Genomic DNA, 17338 nt, shown 5'->3' on the forward strand with positions numbered 1-17338 from the left:
ATGAGTACTCTGTTTTTTAATAAGTCAAAGGAAATTGCTAGTGAATTTATCCAGAGCATTCTCTTCGTTGACGATGAGATATATGGAAACCATGAGGGTAATCAGCATGCTCTAGATTCTCAAGCTTTGGTTAAAGCGTTTGCCAAGGCAAAGAAGTTGTGTGCCTTGAATAATCCAAAAACAGTAGACGAATTTAATGATGTTATTCATGTTGCGTTGAAATCAGATATCACAATATTAGATTGGAAACTCAATCTTGAACAGAGCGAAAACGCTGATGAAGATAATGACGAAGATGATGTGCCAGAAAGAGATCCGAGAGGTGCATATACAATGCAACTAATAGAAAAGCTGATTGCCGAAGATAGAAATGAACTTAAATTAATATTGATTTATACAGGTGAAACAGGTTTGCAAAGTATTGTAGAAGAGGTGTTTGATAAATTTGAAAGGCGAGGCATTCAACGGATTTCTGAAAATTTATTAGGAAATGCGAGTTGTAGAATTAGAATTGCCGGCAAGCCATCTCTAGAAGGAACTTTTGCCCATACGCCTGAGCTGAACACGTGGATACTTAGATATGAAGATATTCCAGATTATATATTGACTGAATTTACAAGAATGACTTCGGGGTTAGTTTCAAACGTTGCTCTAAAGGCTATTTCTTGTATTCGGTCAAATGTCAATAAGATTCTGAAGATTTATAACAAAGACCTTGATCCGGCTTTTTTAGCACATCGAGCTATGTTACCTGTTCCTGAAGATGCCGCAGAGCTACTCAAAGATTCCATCATAGACAGTTTCGACTCCATAATTGACTATTCCCAATTAGAGAAACACTGCGATTTTGACACTATAAGTAAATGGTTAAAAGCATCTGTAATCCATGACGATACTATAATGTTTGGAAAAAAGGGATTATCTATTCAAGACCCCTTAAGACATTCGTGGTTGCTTAAAGGCTTCACAGCTTCGATGAGAGAGGCGTGGACCACTGCTTATCCTAACGAAGAGATTCCAAAGAAAATAGAAACTATGCAGAGAGATTTGCATAAATCCGATGTGATTAAATTCTTTAAACCGACTAATTCTTCTGCTGCAAATATCGATGAACAATTTTCAATCCTTACTCATCATAAAAGCAATTATTCTAATCCAAGCTATGTGCCTAGATTATCTCTAGGGTCTGTGGTGAAAGGCAGGATTTCCAATGAATATTGGTTGTGTATTCAGCAAAAATGTGACAGTGTACGTATTAATGAAGATAGCAGGCGATTTTTATTTATTCCTTTAGATCGGGTGGACGGTGAAGGTAATTTCCATATTGTAGTAAGTGATATTGATGCTGCTCATTCTTTTACTAAGTTAAAAATTAATATAGGCACTAGCCATAATTTGAAAACAATTCGATTTAAGGCAAATAAAGAGGGGGCCGTGTTTGCAGTTAAGAAGGGCAGATCGAAACGCTTTTCGTTTTATCCTATTTATCATAATACAAAACAAAAATATAGTGAACGCTATGATTGGATTTTAGATTTAAAAGATTCGCATGCGCAACGTATAGCAAATAAATATGCCGCAACCCTCTCCCGAGTGGGATTAGACGAGTACGAATGGTTGAGGAGATGGGGAGGAAACTGAGATTTGATTTTTGTGAGGGAGTGTAACTCAAACTGTGTCATTGGATTAACATCTTAAAAACCTCTTTCTAATTTGAGTCTATCCCCAAATCTAATATAAAGTTGGGATATGGTCAAGCCCCAGTTATGCATTGGCATCGTCCATTTTACCAACTCCCAGTATATTATAAATAGCACTTGATTCAACAGTTCCATTCTGGCGAACTTTAATGTGCATGCAGTCCAGAAATACAAAGGGATAAACAGCTTTAAGAGGCCTACTACGCCATTCATTTACAGCTGGAAGTACACTTTCGGTAATACGCGATATTTCTGTGGCAGAGATCTCCATAGCATACATTTCGTGAATAAACTCACTTATAGCCAGTGTGCTCATTCCTTTGGACATATGCTAAATACGTGTTCCTCAGGATTTTCAGTGATGATTAATTGTCTTTTAGGTACTACTTTCGGCTCAAACGTGCCGGATCTATCACGGCCTGTTTCCAGTTCAAATGTCCCAGTGTTAAGGCCGCGGACAGTCTTTTTGTCTTGCCATTTCCACGGTTGCTATTGCCTGAAGCTTTCTCTTCGTTCAAATGGTTTTCCAGTTCTCCATCCATCATTGATTCCAACAAATGCTTCATTAACGGCGATAGGAGGCTATCATTGGGAGACAAATTTTTACCTTCGTAAGACCTCGCATGGCTTCTGCCTTGAAGCGTTCAAAACGGTGAAGCCCTCTTGAGTGCCTTTAAAAAACAAACACTAACGAAAATGCGAATGGGTCTTTTTCTTTCATGACCGTGTCGTTTGAATAATTGAATATAAATAATCTTTTTGAATTATTCCTCTGACACAGTTTACGTTACAGTCTCCTTTGTGGTTATTTAATAGAATCTAATATCTTACAAATGTTTAAGTAATCATCATTTTTTTCATTTATCCATTTTTGAATAAACGTTTTTTGAAAGCTTAAAATATCTGTGGAGTTGTTGTTCCCAGAGGTATATTTAGAGTATATCGAGAATTTATCTTTAAAACTATTAGCGGCATTCATATGAGTACAATATTCTTGATAGGTGTCATGATTTAGAATAAATCTGGCAGTATTGTCAGCTAGTTCGTCGTTCCAAATAATTTCTTCAGGTGTTTTTTTAGGTAAATAGAACACTTTGTTAAGATAATAGTCTAAGTATCGTTTTAACAGCTCTATTTGTTGGGATGCATTACCTGAATTGCCAAAACTATCTACAGAAAATTTTATTGTCTCGCCAGTTTGCTCTTTTATTTTGTCACTTAAAAATCTAACAGATAGGTTCTCGACCTCGAATTTTCTCCAATCATAAGGGTTTGAAATATATTTTTGGTCTCCGTCAAAGTATACTATAGTGTTTTGGTCTTCGGCTCTACAATACACTGGGATAAATTCTCTTTTAATAACGCTTTCTCCTCCGGGATTGTATTTGATATTAAATATATTTTGAACTTCCTCTCCCAACGAATACAAAACAGCCTCCAATATTTCTTGTGCAAGAATATCTTCCACTACGACGGTGATCTTACGATTTAGGGGAAATTCAATATGATAGAATGCCTCATTTGCAGTTAAATTCTCTTTTATAAGGAATCTACCAGAGCTTGGATTTTGGTAAAATACCTTTATAGCTTCTCTTGGCAAACCGTTTACTATGGATGGTGAGTGACTTGTCATTACAATCTGATGTTTTTTTTCTTTGATCTGTTCAAGTAGGAAAACTTTTAATCGCTCCTGTGCTCCTGGATGCAGCGAAACTTCGGGTTCGTCTAATAAGATAAGAGAATATGGATCAGCTTCTAGAATTTTTATAACAAGCTTTACTACTGCAACCTCACCACTGCCTGCAAAAGCTTCGGAATATTTAGCATGCTCGGTATGAAAGATTACTGTATAACCGAAATTTCTAAAGAAAGAATGTTCTAAAAATTGTCCAGACAAATATTTTTTTCCTAAGATAAAAGATATCCATTTTAATTCATCACCACTTATACGTCTCAGAGGACTATTAATAGGACCGGACTTAGTATAAAAAGTCGATTTTTCGCCAGAGATTATCTTTTGAACCTGCTTCGACTTCTTCCTGATAAATTCTTGTTTTGATCTGGTCGAAGCACCCTTTAAATTTCCAAAATAGAAATATTTATCAAATGCGCTTAGTTCTGCCCTAAAGTCTATATATACCACATTTTTATCAATAGGTTGATCTCTATCTCCTTTACGTGGTGTCATTCCAGCCCAAACTAAAGGCCTGCTTGTCTCCCAATAATTAGGATCATCATTCCTGCGAATCCTGGCTTTAATAACTTCTCGAACATTCCCATACTCGTCTTTATAAGAATACCAGAAGGAATGACGCTTTTTGTGATCGTCATAGTATTCTATTGGATCGACGCTTGTATCGAACCAGAACTCATACGGAGTTAATCCCTTTGGTATGCCATATATTCCATGTAGACAAGAACTTTTTCCACATCCATTTTGGCCAATGAAAACTGTTAGAGGAAAACTGAAATTAACAATAGTATTAATTTCCAAATTCCTATAGAAAGGAAAACGAACGAAGTCAATGTATTTCTTTATATTCCCCGAGTTTTTAATATTATTTATAGTAGAAATTATGTTTTGTAAATCATACATAGTCTGTCTTTTATTTGACTGTGGTTAATAATCTTTATCATTTTTGTTACTTTGTTATAACCGATTACCCTTCCATTTTTTGCTATTTTACAATAGGTCTTTATTTCGATGGAGCTAATTTAACGAGTTGAAATGATAGATTACCCTGTTTACTAATAATAGTAGACAGGGGCGATCCTTTGTCTCTTCCTAGATCACTAGGTAATTCCATGGTTTCTCATTATTCATGACTTTTGGAATACCTTTGATGTTAGGGAGAGTGGGATGATTTTAATCGTTAGGTTTAATAGAGTTCACAATATCTCTTAAAAATATCATTTTGCTCGCGTAATGCTGCGGTGTGATCGCGTTTGGTGATAAGATATCTGTCAAGGAGACTTGAAAGAACCAGGTATAGCCCGTAGAGACAAATTGCAATAAAACCTCCGTATATTAGATTTATTAATAATCCTAATGACAACATAATTTTTTTGAAAAGTTCGACTCTAGACTATTTTTTTCCTATTACATATATTCCCTTCCAATTTTTTGGAAACTGCATTTCTTTCCAAACGGTTTCAAATTTATCAATTCCCCAAAAGTTTTCAGTTACATAGAAAACCGCATAAAATATCTCATAATTTGTATCTCCGGTATAACCTTTTGTATCTGCAATAACTTGATCTACTTGTGACTTTAGTTTTTCTTCCGTGTCAGCATATTTATACTCGACAGCTGTATGAATTTCAGGTATAAGTATATCGGGAGTATAATTTTTAAATGACTTGAAGAAACCAGAGGTAGGCTTCAAAGAAGAAGGGAAAACAGATTCCACCACAAACTTAACCGCTTTATAAATCTGCGGTTCACTTTTCAAAGTTAAACCTGTTTTATTAATGATTACTTGTGTATTTCTTAAAATGTGCTCAAGATACTTGACACCTGTTTGTTTAAGTAGTTTATCAATATAACTCTTCTCACTAAATTCAAACGGCGCCAGAAAAAGCCATATCTTACTTACGATTTTATTATATTCTTCACCGGTTTCTTCACATAAATCACTTTCAAGCAATGTTTCAGGTGAATCTGTAAATAGCGTAGCAAATTCTTTTTTGAAATCATTTAAATACTCATTAAGTTTTAGAGTTTCCAAATAAGTAGTTATTAGTCTATAAACAGTTTTTGCTTTGTAAATAAAGTTCTCTTCAAGTGCGGTTTCTTGATTTATATAATTTTCTTCTTTCTTTTCAACTTCGGATGTATACTGCCACATTAATGACAATTTGGAGAAGTCGCTACTCATGCTCCATAAATTTTCGGTGATTTTGTTTTCCCTGTACTTTTGTTCTTTCGTCATTAGTGATAATATTTATATTTTTTGATGAATAATATATGAGATTGACTTAATACATGGTTTTGACATAATATTTATACATAATACAATTTGTATGTGTTCTTCACAAGTCTTTTTGATAAACCCTTATTTCAGTCAATTCCTTTTTTCTAGATTGAGAGGTAAGGGGTAGGACGGAAATAAGTGCGTTCAACTGGTGACCTGCTTAAAATTCCTTAAATTTATTAAGCTATATCCGTTAACCTACTTATCTTCCCGTCCTCAGAAAACTCAAAAATTGACTTCCCCTGTAATTTTATTTCATCAACTTGTTTCAATCCATTTGGAAAATCCATCGCCGCGATCGCTCTGTAGGTGATTGAGATATCGGTAGTACTATAATTATGAGTTTTTGACTCAATGACTTGTTCTCTCTCACTAAAATAGGAGAGCGCCTCGATAGCCAGTTTCTTGAACTCCGCAATTCCTTTCAATTCCATACTTTTCTCACCATTCATAACATTCTGGAAAATAATATCATCAGAAAAATCTGCTATCATATTTTCCGCATCCATCTGATTATAGGCCTCAACATATTTGAAAATCTTTTCCGTTCTTCCATTTAAGACGGATGCGCTCATAAGTTTTGCCAGTTGGTTTTCCATTTATTTGCTAGTTTGTGTTTACACTTTTTCCGTATACGCTTTTCTATTCTAAATCTGAAAATATAGATCTAAAGCGAGTATTAGCTCATCCCGCTGCCATCCAGGATTACGCTTTTTTTTCATTTGACTTTTCAATTTTGGCTCAATTTCATTCTGTATCATACCTATTCTGGATAAACCTGCATGTCTCACCGAAAATGTTCGCTATACGTGCATAAATGATTCCTTTAAGCATATCAGGCGTATTCATTTCTTGGTGAATTTTATTGAATTCATATTGCACTATATCGAATTCATCGTTGGTTAGCTTTATAACTGGAAATTGTTTCAAAAGATTAATGGCGGAAGAAGATAGAAACGGTATATTATCAATAATGCTATTGTCAATTATCAAATAATTGACAATAGTTTTTTTCTTAAATTTCCATTGATATAACTGCCCCGTAAAAGCAAAACAAAGTTCAAATTCAGATACTGCGCAACCAGAAGAATAAACGTCTTTATCTGAAGGAAATAATAGGACATAAAAAAAGCTTTCGATTTCATTATCTCCAACTATTATTTCGTCGGTTTCCCAAAAACCACTTGAAAATCCCTCTATTTGTCTATTTCCGAAAGCAATTTGCCTAATACTTACCTCAGATATTTTCTTTGTCATTTTATCCTCTGTTTAGTTTTTCCTCAAATTCTTTAAGTCTTTGATCTAGCGTCAATTACTCCATAATATTTCTTTAGAGTTACTAAGGGGTCTAATCCTAGGCTATCAATAAAGTTTAGAACTTCTTCAATTGGGGCTTTCTTATTGCTGTCATTCATATATTTAGAAATTTTCCCTGCGGGTATATTGGTCCCGATTTCAACATCTTTTCTCTGGAAAGTATAGTTTCCAAAAAGCTGAGCAGCAGGTGATAGGCCCTTTAGTTTGTTAATTAGAAGATTTTTTGTTTTTCTTGGATATATTCGATCTATCGTTGAATTAAATTTATCTTCGGGTATGCCAGAAAGGTAATTGGCAACATAAATTATTGGAAAAACTTCATCTGTATAAGGTATTGCCGTAGCTTCATGACATAAGGCATTGATCCTATCTGTAGTAATTCCAGTGATGTTTGATAATTTTGATTTATTTATTTTAAGCTCATCTAAATACGCTCCTAATGGTGTGTTCATGATTATTGTATATTTTTATACGATAATTGGTTTTAATATTTCCATTTCTCGTATATGTTTCTTATATTTGTAATAGTTATTATAGCGACATAATTGAGAGGCGATTGAGCTTCTCTTACGATTGTCACTCATGAACGAAACCGTCAAATTCCACATGAGTAGATCGTGAGCTCGCTTTCTATTGGATTTTATTATCTTTGCATATATTTAGTTCAATAGAGCGATGCTCATGCAAGTCTTCTGTGGACCCATAATCTCGGTTATGGTGGCTCTTGACGGTGCCAGTTCAGAAGCTTTGGGTATCGCTCTATTGGTTTTAATCCAATTTCACCTTCCCGAACTTCTCCGAGTGTAATCGTTTTAATAAATAACCAAATGGATTATGATAAAACGATTCAACAACCTCTTAAAACACCAGGCTAACCTCAGTGAGGTTAGCATTAGGTCTCCCAATTCAATTCTAATAAGCAAGATTATTCGGGCTCCGGAATAATCGGTTAAAAACAGTATAAACCAAAATAGGGGTTAGCGGCATTCGCAAAATAGTTTTGCCGAACAGGTAAGCACTAGAAAGGCCCTTAGACTAGGTTTTCCCGATCTGTATCAGATACACTACACCCTTTAATTTTGTGTAATTAATAAAATTGCTCTTACGAGACTTCGAACACCTTAAATGTAGCACTTTTATTTTTAAACAACAAAATTAAATACTATAATTTTGTATTGTTATTCTATACTAAATAGGTCGGGTTTTTTATTTCTTTCCGAGAGGAAGCGCCATAACGACCCCTAATGATGACTTGTAACCAATTTGAGGGCGCTTTGCGGATCTGTTAATTTTTTCTTGTTGTACAAGCAGTTTTTGTAAAATAATACTGCTATTGACGACCCTTTTTTAATGCAAAAAATTTGCAATTGGGGAAGCTATGCTCTTTTCAAAATATGGAGTAGGGCTGAAGTCATCTTTATTGAACCTATAAAATGAACCAAAAATATTCAAATGTGCTAGCTTTAGAGCTGGCACTCTATGAAATCCACGATACAGGATACGATCCAATCCAAAAGATTACCGAGTTCTGGGAAAAGTACGACCTAATTGGAATTCAGAATACAATCAATCTGTTATTAAAAAATCACACGGATTCGAGCTATATGAACGAAATCTATGTAGTCAGCCATAAGCAGGTTTTTTCAGCTGATCTTTTTCGTTTATTAGTCGCCTATTTTATGGCGCACACCAATTCCGTTGAAATCGATAACATCGATATTTCAGATGCGGAGACTACACAAGTAAGTAGACAAGAGCTTTCGATCACGAAAAGGATTCATGATCTTTTTGAACGCATTGCTGAGTAAACCTTAACGATAAGCAGATGAAACACAGATCAAATCTGATGGCTGCCTTATTGGATAAGGTAGCATATCTGGCATCTATTAAGGATACCGCAAAAAATAATTTAAAAAAAATGCGATACACATGGGGTAAAACGCACCCCTTCGATTGTATTGTATATAGCTTGAGGCAGATGATGTCGGCATGTACCCCTGTGCCGATGCCAAAGGGCGTAAAGGGAATGTTTAGCATAAGGACAATTCTAATCCTGTTCCTTATGATGTTCAGTTTTCATATGTTTAGTTTATCAGCTCAGACGCCCCGCAAGGACAGCGGGGCGGAAGGGTTGTTATCTATCAGCGGTACTGTCGTATCACCAATCGATGGCAAACCCATCGAAGGGGTGTCCATTCATGTGCAAGGTGAAAAGGGTAGGGCTTCGTCCAAAAATGATGGTTCCTTTTCATTAAAAGTCTCCAATCCCAAAGGCACAGTTTCATTCTCCCACATGGGATTCAGACGATTAGAACTGCCTTATGTTGCTGGGGTATCATTGCAAGTAAAATTGATACCGATAGAGAATCAATTGAACGAGGTGGAAGTAATGTCTACAGGGTACCAAAAGATTCCCAAAGAACGGGCAACGGGGAGTTTTGAGTTTGTGGACAACAAGCTACTCAATCGCAAGGTTTCCACAGATTTTATAAGCAGGCTGGAGGATGTTGTACCTAGTATTACCTCTGTCAAGACATTTGCAGCCGGGCGCGGCAATTATCCAAATATTTACATCCGTGGGAATAGCACAATCGGCCCCAATCGTTGGCCCTTGATCGTGCTCGATGGGATGCCTTATCAGGGTGACTTTAATAATATCAACCCCAATGATATTGAGAACATCACCGTGCTCAAAGATGCTGCAGCCGCTTCAATCTGGGGAGCACAGTCTGGAAATGGCGTTATCGTAATCACCTCTAAGAAAGGTGTGCTCGAACGTCCTTTTGAATTGTCTTTGAATTCAAATCTGACAATAGCTGCCAAACCTGATCTCTACTATCAACCGCAGATGAATTCTTCGGATTTTATTGATGTAGAAAAAACTCTTTTCGATCAGGGTTACTATGACTGGATGTTTAACGATATCTGGAATAATTTTAGCCCCGTGGTACAGATCCTTCGAAAACAGCAGCAAGGAAATCTTACGGAACAGGAAGCTACTGCTCAGATCGATCGGCTGCGCAACAGCGATATGCGGAATGATTTTGATAAATACATATATCGAAATGCAGTAAAGCAGCAATACAACGTCCAACTCAGTGGGGGAAGTGCTAAAGTAGCCTCTTTATTTTCTATAGGTTTCGACAAAAACAAAGGTGGAGTGGTGACTTACGGCAATGACCGCATTTCGCTCAGGAGCAGTCACCTTTATCGTCCATTCAAAAAGATGGATATGCAATTGGCAATTCAGTACGTTGAAAATAGAAACAGAAAGAGTGATGCGCCATTGGAATATAATAGCCTGGGTAATGGCTTTGGCAACTATCCCTACATGCAACTGGCAGATCAGAACGGTAAGCCCCTGCAAGTTGAGACCGTAGGTATGAATCCGATATTCCGGGATACTGTCGCCGGAGGTCGGCTCCTGGACTGGAATTATAGACCGCTGGCAGAATTAAATGAAACGTATAACCGGCGGACGAACAAAGAGGTAGTATTCGACTTTAATCTAAATTATGAGATCATCACTGGATTGCGGGCTTCGCTCTATTACAGCTATCGGAATAATAATGGTCTTGAAGAAACCTACAGAAGTAAAAACAGCATCAGCATGCGCGAGATGATCAATTATTATGCTTCTTGGGATAATGAAAAGGTAAACTTTGCGGTGCCCATAGGTGATTTCTATCAGCCATTCAACCATCTGGGCCAGGCACATCAGGGTAGGGCATTGCTTTCATTTGATCGGAGCTTTGCAGATAGGCATCGGCTGAATATGATTGCCGGAGTCGAAATTAGGCAAAATGTTGAGCGTGCTTCATCAAATGCCTATTATGGTTTTAATCCGGAGACTTATGCCTATGTCAACGTGGATTATACACGCAATTATCCTTATCTGAATGGGATGGCAGGGGAGTTGACCATTCCGGACTATAATGTGCTTACTAAATTGACCAATAGGTATCGCTCTTATTATAGCAACCTCGCCTATACGTATTTGGATAAATACGTGCTCTCAGGGAGTTTTAGGAAGGATGGTTCAAACCTCTTTGGGGTGAAATCCAATAGTAAAGGACAGCCTTTTTGGTCTGTTGGCCTAGCATGGGTGATGTCAAAAGAATCATTTATAGGTCTAAAAACAACTGACTACCTCAAACTGCGAGCAACCTATGGGTATAATGGCAATGTGAATAATAATACCTCGGCTTATCCGATAATCAATATTCAGACAACACCGCACTTTATCACTGGGCAACCCTATGCTACCATGCAATCCCCGCCTAATCCCAGTCTACGGTGGGAAAGGGTCGGCACATTGAACCTGGGGCTGGACTTTGCTTTTTTCCATAATCGTCTGAGCGGAGCAATGGAGTATTATGATAAAAGGCCAAAAGATCTGATCGCCTCTTCCCGCTTAGACCCAACTTCCGGTTTTAATAGCCTCGTTGTCAATAGTGCCGATCTGCATGGCAAAGGACTGGATCTATCCATAAATTCGGTCAATATCAAAAAGAACAACTGGCAATGGTCTTCTAATCTTGTATTCGCCTACAACCGGACGAAAGTGGCCAAGTCATACATAGCTAATCCTACCGCTTCAAATTATATCGGTGGAGCATTTGGCAATTTGATGACGCCAGTCGAGGGGGCCGACCTGTATACTGTATATGCCTACAAATGGGCCGGTCTTGACCCCGAAACGGGGGAAGCCAGAGGCTATATAAATGGTGAGATTTCGAAGGATTATAGCCAAATTTTTAACAATACGACAGTATTTGACCTGGATAATCATGGTACATCCATGCCTGTTTACTTTGGCTCTTTGCGTAATAATTTGAGCTGGGGTTCGGTGGAATGCTCTTTCAATATTGCTTTTCAGCTCGGGCACGTATTTATGCGGAGTACAGTGAATAATACCCGACTGATCTCAGATCGGGTAGGTCATGCAGATTATGCAAAAAGATGGCAGAAACCGGGAGATGAAGCTTTTACTGATGTACCGGTATTCACGTATCCTGCAAATTATTATGCAGATTACTTTTACGAAGCATCTTCGCCACTCGTAGAAAATGCAGGGATCATCAAATTGAGGGATATTCAGCTGACCTATCATTTACCATCGCTGCAGCGACTTAAATATAAAAGTGCTTCGGTATACGCCTATATGGCAAATATCGCTACACTATGGCGGGCTAATCAGTTGGGAATAGATCCTGAATTTGGCAGGAGCAGCCCTGACCCCTTGGCCGTTTCACTCGGTGTTAACTTAAAGTTTTAGAAACAAAAAATCGTGTATCGAATATTTTTTTTGTTCATAACATATTGTAGTATATATAATTAAAGGAATATGTTTAAGAGATTATTTAAATGGATGGTTTCCTCATTTTTGCTGCTATCGAGCTGTAACAACTATTTGGATTTAAAGCCCGACGCCAAAATGGTTATCCCCAAGACATTGGAGGACTGTGAGCTGCTGCTCAATGATTACAGTACCATGAATACCAAGTATCCAAGTTATGGTGAAGTGGCTGCGGACAACTATTACCTGACTTCATCATCATGGAAGGCTATTTCTGATATTGACGAACGTAACGTATACATATGGTCGGATGAACCGATTGTGTCGACTAACCAGTGGCAGGGCCCCTATAAAGCTATTTACCAAGCGAATCAGGTTTTATCGGTATTGGCAGAAATCACAGATCGTTCAAGTGATCGATGGAAGATATGTAATGCGGGCGCGCATTTCTTTCGGGCATTTGCTATGCAGCAGTTGATGCAGGTGTTTACACCGCCTTACGACAAGGACACTGCGCCCGAAGCCCTCGGCTTGCCGATAAAGCTTTCGCCGAACCTGGATGAGCGCTCGGTAAGGGCTTCGCTCTATGAAACCTGTCTGCAGGTTATAAAAGATTATACACTTGCAGCACGTGATCTGCCTCTGCAGGCAGAAAATAAAGGTTTGCCCGGCAGGGCAGCAGCCTACGCTGGCTTGGCCAGACTTTATTTGGAAATGCAAGATAATGAGCGCGCATTTCAATATGCAGATTCCGCGCTGGCCCTGCAGCCTACACTGCTGGACTATAATAGTCTCAATGCTACTGCCAGCCTGCCGTTTGCAAGATTCAACGCTGAGGTACTTTTTCCGGCAACGAGTTCTTCCAGCTATGCCTTGGGACAGAGCTATGCACTTGTGGATACGGCGCTCTTTAAGACCTATGCGACAAATGATCTGCGACTTAGTCTTTTTTTCAGACAGACGGGCAATGGTATGGTGTTCAAAGGTTCGTACGATAATTCACTATCTGGAATATTTGTAGGCCTCACAACGGCCGAGATGTATTTGACAAGGACAGAAGCAGCCGCACGCCTCGGCCGGCTTGATCTGGCAACCGAGGACCTGAATACATTCAGATCGGTTCGCTACAAGAAGGGCAGTATAAACCCTTCCGAAAGTACCAATGCCACCGCGCTGTTTAAAGAGGTGCTTGTAGAGCGGCGGAAAGAGCTAATTTTTAGAGGTCTGCGCTGGGCAGATCTAAAAAGGCTCAATCAAGAGGCAAGCTCTGCGCAGACACTGACAAGGATGTTAGATGGAAAGTCATATACGCTGAAGCCTGGTAGTAAAAAGTATGCAATATTGATTCCACAAGTAGCCATCCAAGAGTCGGGTATGACGCAGAATGCCCGTGATTAAACGGGTATTATATAGTTAATGTTGAGTTTTTAAAATGATATAAATCAAGAAGTAATGAAAAGAAATATAATGAAAGTAGTTTTGTTTTCCATAATGGTGTTATTGCATTTAAACAATGCATTTGGGCAGAGTAGAGGCTTAAAGGTAAATGACAAAATGCCAAAGCTAAATAAAGTTGAGTTGGTCGGCAGCAAGATGGAACTGAGTAAAAGCCCAGCGGTTGTAATCTATGATTTCTTTGATACCTATTGTGTCAGCTGTATCGAAAGTATGCCGAAGCTAAAAGCCATACAAAAAAAGCTTGGAGCTGAAGTGCAAATTTATATGGTGACCTGGCAGGATAGGGCAACCATCGAAAAATTTTACCAGAACAACAAGTTTCTAAAAGAAAAGGACGCCATCCTACCGACAATTATAAATGACAAACAGCTCAAAGCGCTATTTCCGCATGCCGGAGTTCCCCATGTAGCTGTCGTAAAGAATGATATCATCCGTGCTATCACCTTTAGTGATTTTATAACGTTAGATGGAGTAAACGAACTTTTGGGTAAAGATCATATGAAGGCTTCGCTGAAAGATGATTATATGCAGCTTTCTGATGTGAAAAACGATGCCAGCGATGGGATTGCTTCGGTTGTACTCAAGGGTTATTCCGAAGATTGGCCACAATGGGAAGGGATTCAGGAAACAAAGACAAGTGCGGGTACAACGAAAATCACACTTTCCAACAATGGTATCTTACGGACCTACAAGGCACTGTTGAGCCGGATCAAAAAGCCGACGTACCTTTTGGGAAACAATCGTATCATCTGGGATAACGTAAATAAAGATGTCTTGGATTACCCCGAAAATACAGGCGGGATTCAAAAATGGCTTACGCAATATGGAATTTGCTACGAGCGGAAAAGTTCGATGCCGATGGATAGTGTATTAATGACGCATGCCGTAATCAATGATTTAAATCTTTTCTTGGGTTTGGATGTTCGCTTTGAAAAACGGATAATTCCTTGTCTGCTCCTCCAAGAGGATGAGACAGGCCTTCGCGCTGCCGTTGATCCGAATGATGGACGACAGGGCATGGAGGGGACCGGTGTATTGACATTTTTAGTAGACTATAGTGGCTTATTTCCGCCAGTCTATGATGAGGTAAATAAAAAAGAACGGATTAAGCTGGGCGATTTTACTAATCTGGAAGAACTCAATAAACAGATGCAGGGGCAAGGGTTGAAGTTTGTAGAAGGGGAGCGGGAGATGGAAGTGCTGGTGGTGTCAAAGAAATAAAGGCATTAAGACCCTTTAACAGAAGCGGGGGATTATCTCCCCCGCTTTAATCTATGGTGCATTACATCCTTATGGAGTACTTCTCAATCTTACGTTTGAGGAAGTACTATTATTTTGAAGCGCCACAATCATTTCATTTTTTAATGAATCTGTAAGGTCTGGCTGTCCACTACCGTTGTCAGTAGCATTTACAGCACAAATCTTAGTTGATCCACTGCAGGAAGGTGTTGCCACACTACTGTAATGCGACGGATTTGTCGGATTACCTCCTGCATTTAATTGAAACCATGCCATAGTGCAAAATTTTAATTAGTCAAATCGTGTTCATTAATCAGATACACCCAAGATGTATCCGGTTTCACAGATTCTGCCGGGCTGACCGAAACGCCGTACTGAGCCAGTCCTTTTAAGTAATTGCTATTTCGTACCGACACACGGGAATGTCGTAAACCGGCGTCCATGCCGGTCACGTACTGGGCCGGCACAGCAGCAGGTTGCTTGACGCAAAAGCTTTATCTTGGCCAGACCAGTATACGTTCGCTGCACCAACTGTGAAGGCCATGGCCGATGCGGGGTTCTCAAATCCGTGGCGAATGGTTTCTCGTTTAGAGAATGCATCCTGACTCGTTCTGTACGCTGTATATGCTCTTGCTTGATCATACCTTCTAGTTTATAAATTCACCCAGTCCTAGGGGTGTATGGTTCATAATTCAAAGTTAGATACAGCAGGGGCGCAAAATTTGACACAGTCCGTTGGATGATTTGACAAAACCCGCGAATCTACTTGCTAACTGCTGTCTTTTGGAGGGCGCATTTGATATTGGAACTTTTTTGGAGACAGTCCGCTCTCACTTTTGAAAAACCGGCTGAAACTTGAAATTTGGCCAAAGCCACATAAGTCTGACACAAGGTGTACGCGTAAATCCTGACAAAGTAAGTGTTTTGCCTTTTTTAGCAATTCTCGATTACGGTGTTGCAACAGGGTTTCTCCATAGCGTTGCATATGGTATCTATTGAGCTGATCTTCTTGTATATGTAGACTGTCAGCGATATCTTTTATCCATGTCATTTCCTCGGTTTCAGCGATGCGCTTACTGATCAGTTCCCGCGCCTGTTCGACCAAAAGATCTTGATGACTCAGGAGACCCTGTGCTTTGAGCATTTTATTTTTGCTCAAAAGAAGCAGATCCTGAATCGTATGGAGGATAATGCTTTTAGGGATCAGGGGCTTTTTATTGAGCTCTTCCGTAAGTTCGGAGAATATCCGGCGTGTTTGCTCCATAGCCGCAAAGTCAAGACTGACACGGTACTGTGCGAGTTTGCCTTTGTGTGCAGCGATAAGGCTGGCTAGATACTCAAAGCCAGGCACACCACCGATGTGCAGCAGATCTAGCGGGAGTGTAAATCCTTGAATATGATACTTTCCAGGTTCGAATTTTAGCGCAATTATTGTCTCCGGAGCATAAAAAAATGCGCCATGTTGGGGACGGAAAATAAATTCGATATCGACCTGTGGCTGGTTGTAATGGATCGGAGCACGCCCTGCGAGATGGTAGAGCAGGTGTGTCTGCGGGCTGCGTATGTCAAAGCGAATTGTTGTTGCACTGCTCACCTCCAGTTGGTAGCAATAGCTCTCCAGATTTCCTGTCTCTAGATACTCCTCAAAGATGCTAATTTGTTGATTGCAAAGCAGTCTGGTTCGGCTATCGGGTAGCCGCTGATGAAAGGATTTTGTGAGCGTACTCTTGCTCACAAAATCCATTTCTGCTTCTATCAACCTGAATGATTCGGTACGCATATAGCTGTTAATTTTGGGGAATATGCCACGTCTGTTTCGGGGAAACGTGGATCAGCTACGTGCTGCATTCCGATAAACAATGCGGATAGAAAAATAACCTGTCGGCAACAAGCTGTTCGCAACAGGTAAATCACTGGATGAATTGTATCGTGAAAGGATGATGTCCTTTGGTGTATCCTCGTCCTCATCAACTGAGCTGCTTTCTTTTTGGAAATCAACCGCTAGATTGTTGTTCCAGCTATCGGCAATCCCGATGCTAATTTCTGTTTTGAGTGCGAGCGACATCGTATTCAGATATTGGACCTGGCTGAGGCGGAGATCAAAATAGGCCAGCATAAAGCCGACGAAGTCACTCGTAACAAAGTTGATCATAGCAAGGCGATCAGCATAAGTGGCGGTCAATACAACGTGTTGCAGGTCATTTACACCTGATTGGTCAAATGTTCTTTTCATATTTTTGCTATTACGTAAAACCACAAATAAATCGGCTAAAACCACGGAAAACAAATGGTTGGATCAGAAATGACAGGATTCCGTATATTTTGACGGAATGTTTCGTAGGGAAATAAGT

General features: G+C 39.2%; 16 protein-coding genes. 5 read left to right on the forward strand and 11 right to left on the reverse strand.

The features are described 5' to 3' along the window. Complete coding sequence (locus tag A9970_RS03660) at positions 1–1641, forward strand: response regulator receiver domain (RefSeq protein ID WP_182981342.1); 1641 nt, start codon at positions 1–3, stop codon at positions 1639–1641. Between the two features lie 123 nt (positions 1642–1764). Here A9970_RS03660 and A9970_RS03665 read toward each other — a convergent pair whose 3' ends face one another. The 7 genes from A9970_RS03665 to A9970_RS03695 all read right to left on the reverse strand — a co-directional run bounded on the left by A9970_RS03665 (position 1765) and on the right by A9970_RS03695 (position 7443). Beyond that, on the reverse strand, positions 1765–2028 hold the full coding sequence (locus A9970_RS03665) for a transposase (RefSeq protein WP_182981343.1): 264 nt from the start codon (positions 2026–2028) through the stop codon (positions 1765–1767). Between the two features lie 55 nt (positions 2029–2083). After that, a complete protein-coding gene (locus tag A9970_RS03670; protein WP_182981344.1) occupies positions 2084–2266 on the reverse strand; it encodes a hypothetical protein in 183 nt (60 codons plus the stop codon). 239 nt (positions 2267–2505) lie between these two features. Then, the gene (locus A9970_RS03675) at positions 2506–4296 is read right to left on the reverse strand and encodes an ATP-dependent endonuclease (protein ID WP_182981345.1); all 1791 of its coding nucleotides are present in this window, start codon (positions 4294–4296) and stop codon (positions 2506–2508) included. 490 nt (positions 4297–4786) lie between these two features. Continuing rightward, positions 4787–5632, reverse strand: coding sequence for a hypothetical protein (locus tag A9970_RS03680; protein ID WP_182981346.1), 846 nt, complete (start codon positions 5630–5632; stop codon positions 4787–4789). Between the two features lie 221 nt (positions 5633–5853). Further along, the gene (locus tag A9970_RS03685) at positions 5854–6273 is read right to left on the reverse strand and encodes a nuclear transport factor 2 family protein (RefSeq protein WP_220801509.1); all 420 of its coding nucleotides are present in this window, start codon (positions 6271–6273) and stop codon (positions 5854–5856) included. Positions 6274–6421: 148 nt separating this feature from the next. Then, positions 6422–6931, reverse strand: coding sequence for a hypothetical protein (locus A9970_RS03690; RefSeq protein WP_182981347.1), 510 nt, complete (start codon positions 6929–6931; stop codon positions 6422–6424). A gap of 32 nt (positions 6932–6963) precedes the next feature. Then, positions 6964–7443 (reverse strand): hypothetical protein, encoded by a 480-nt coding sequence (locus A9970_RS03695; protein ID WP_182981348.1) that lies wholly within the window; start codon positions 7441–7443, stop codon positions 6964–6966. 981 nt (positions 7444–8424) lie between these two features. Between A9970_RS03695 and A9970_RS03700 the strand changes: the two genes are divergently transcribed. The 4 genes from A9970_RS03700 (at position 8425) to A9970_RS03715 (ending at position 14969) form a co-directional block, all read left to right on the forward strand. Continuing rightward, positions 8425–8799, forward strand: a complete 375-nt coding sequence (locus A9970_RS03700) for a hypothetical protein (protein WP_182981349.1) — start codon at positions 8425–8427, stop codon at positions 8797–8799. Positions 8800–8816: 17 nt separating this feature from the next. Continuing rightward, entirely contained in the window at positions 8817–12269 is a 3453-nt protein-coding gene (locus A9970_RS03705; protein ID WP_182981350.1) for a SusC/RagA family TonB-linked outer membrane protein, read from the forward strand. A gap of 69 nt (positions 12270–12338) precedes the next feature. Next, positions 12339–13688, forward strand: a complete 1350-nt coding sequence (locus A9970_RS03710; RefSeq protein WP_182981351.1) for a RagB/SusD family nutrient uptake outer membrane protein — start codon at positions 12339–12341, stop codon at positions 13686–13688. Positions 13689–13742: 54 nt separating this feature from the next. Further along, the gene (locus A9970_RS03715; RefSeq protein ID WP_182981352.1) at positions 13743–14969 is read left to right on the forward strand and encodes a hypothetical protein; all 1227 of its coding nucleotides are present in this window, start codon (positions 13743–13745) and stop codon (positions 14967–14969) included. A 69-nt stretch (positions 14970–15038) separates the two neighbouring features. Here A9970_RS03715 and A9970_RS03720 read toward each other — a convergent pair whose 3' ends face one another. The 4 genes from A9970_RS03720 to A9970_RS03735 all read right to left on the reverse strand — a co-directional run bounded on the left by A9970_RS03720 (position 15039) and on the right by A9970_RS03735 (position 17220). Beyond that, positions 15039–15263 carry a hypothetical protein gene (locus tag A9970_RS03720; protein WP_159727089.1) on the reverse strand — a complete coding sequence of 75 codons (225 nt, stop codon included), beginning with the start codon at positions 15261–15263 and terminating at the stop codon, positions 15039–15041. Between the two features lie 11 nt (positions 15264–15274). Then, positions 15275–15430, reverse strand: a complete 156-nt coding sequence (locus A9970_RS03725) for a hypothetical protein (protein WP_182981353.1) — start codon at positions 15428–15430, stop codon at positions 15275–15277. 326 nt (positions 15431–15756) lie between these two features. Beyond that, on the reverse strand, positions 15757–16767 hold the full coding sequence (locus A9970_RS03730; RefSeq protein WP_182981354.1) for an AraC family transcriptional regulator: 1011 nt from the start codon (positions 16765–16767) through the stop codon (positions 15757–15759). 51 nt (positions 16768–16818) lie between these two features. Beyond that, positions 16819–17220, reverse strand: a complete 402-nt coding sequence (locus A9970_RS03735) for a hypothetical protein (protein WP_182981355.1) — start codon at positions 17218–17220, stop codon at positions 16819–16821. Positions 17221–17338 lie beyond the last annotated feature (118 nt).

Source organism: Sphingobacterium sp. UME9 (assembly GCF_014170215.1).
In the GTDB taxonomy this organism is placed as follows: domain Bacteria; phylum Bacteroidota; class Bacteroidia; order Sphingobacteriales; family Sphingobacteriaceae; genus Sphingobacterium; species Sphingobacterium paramultivorum.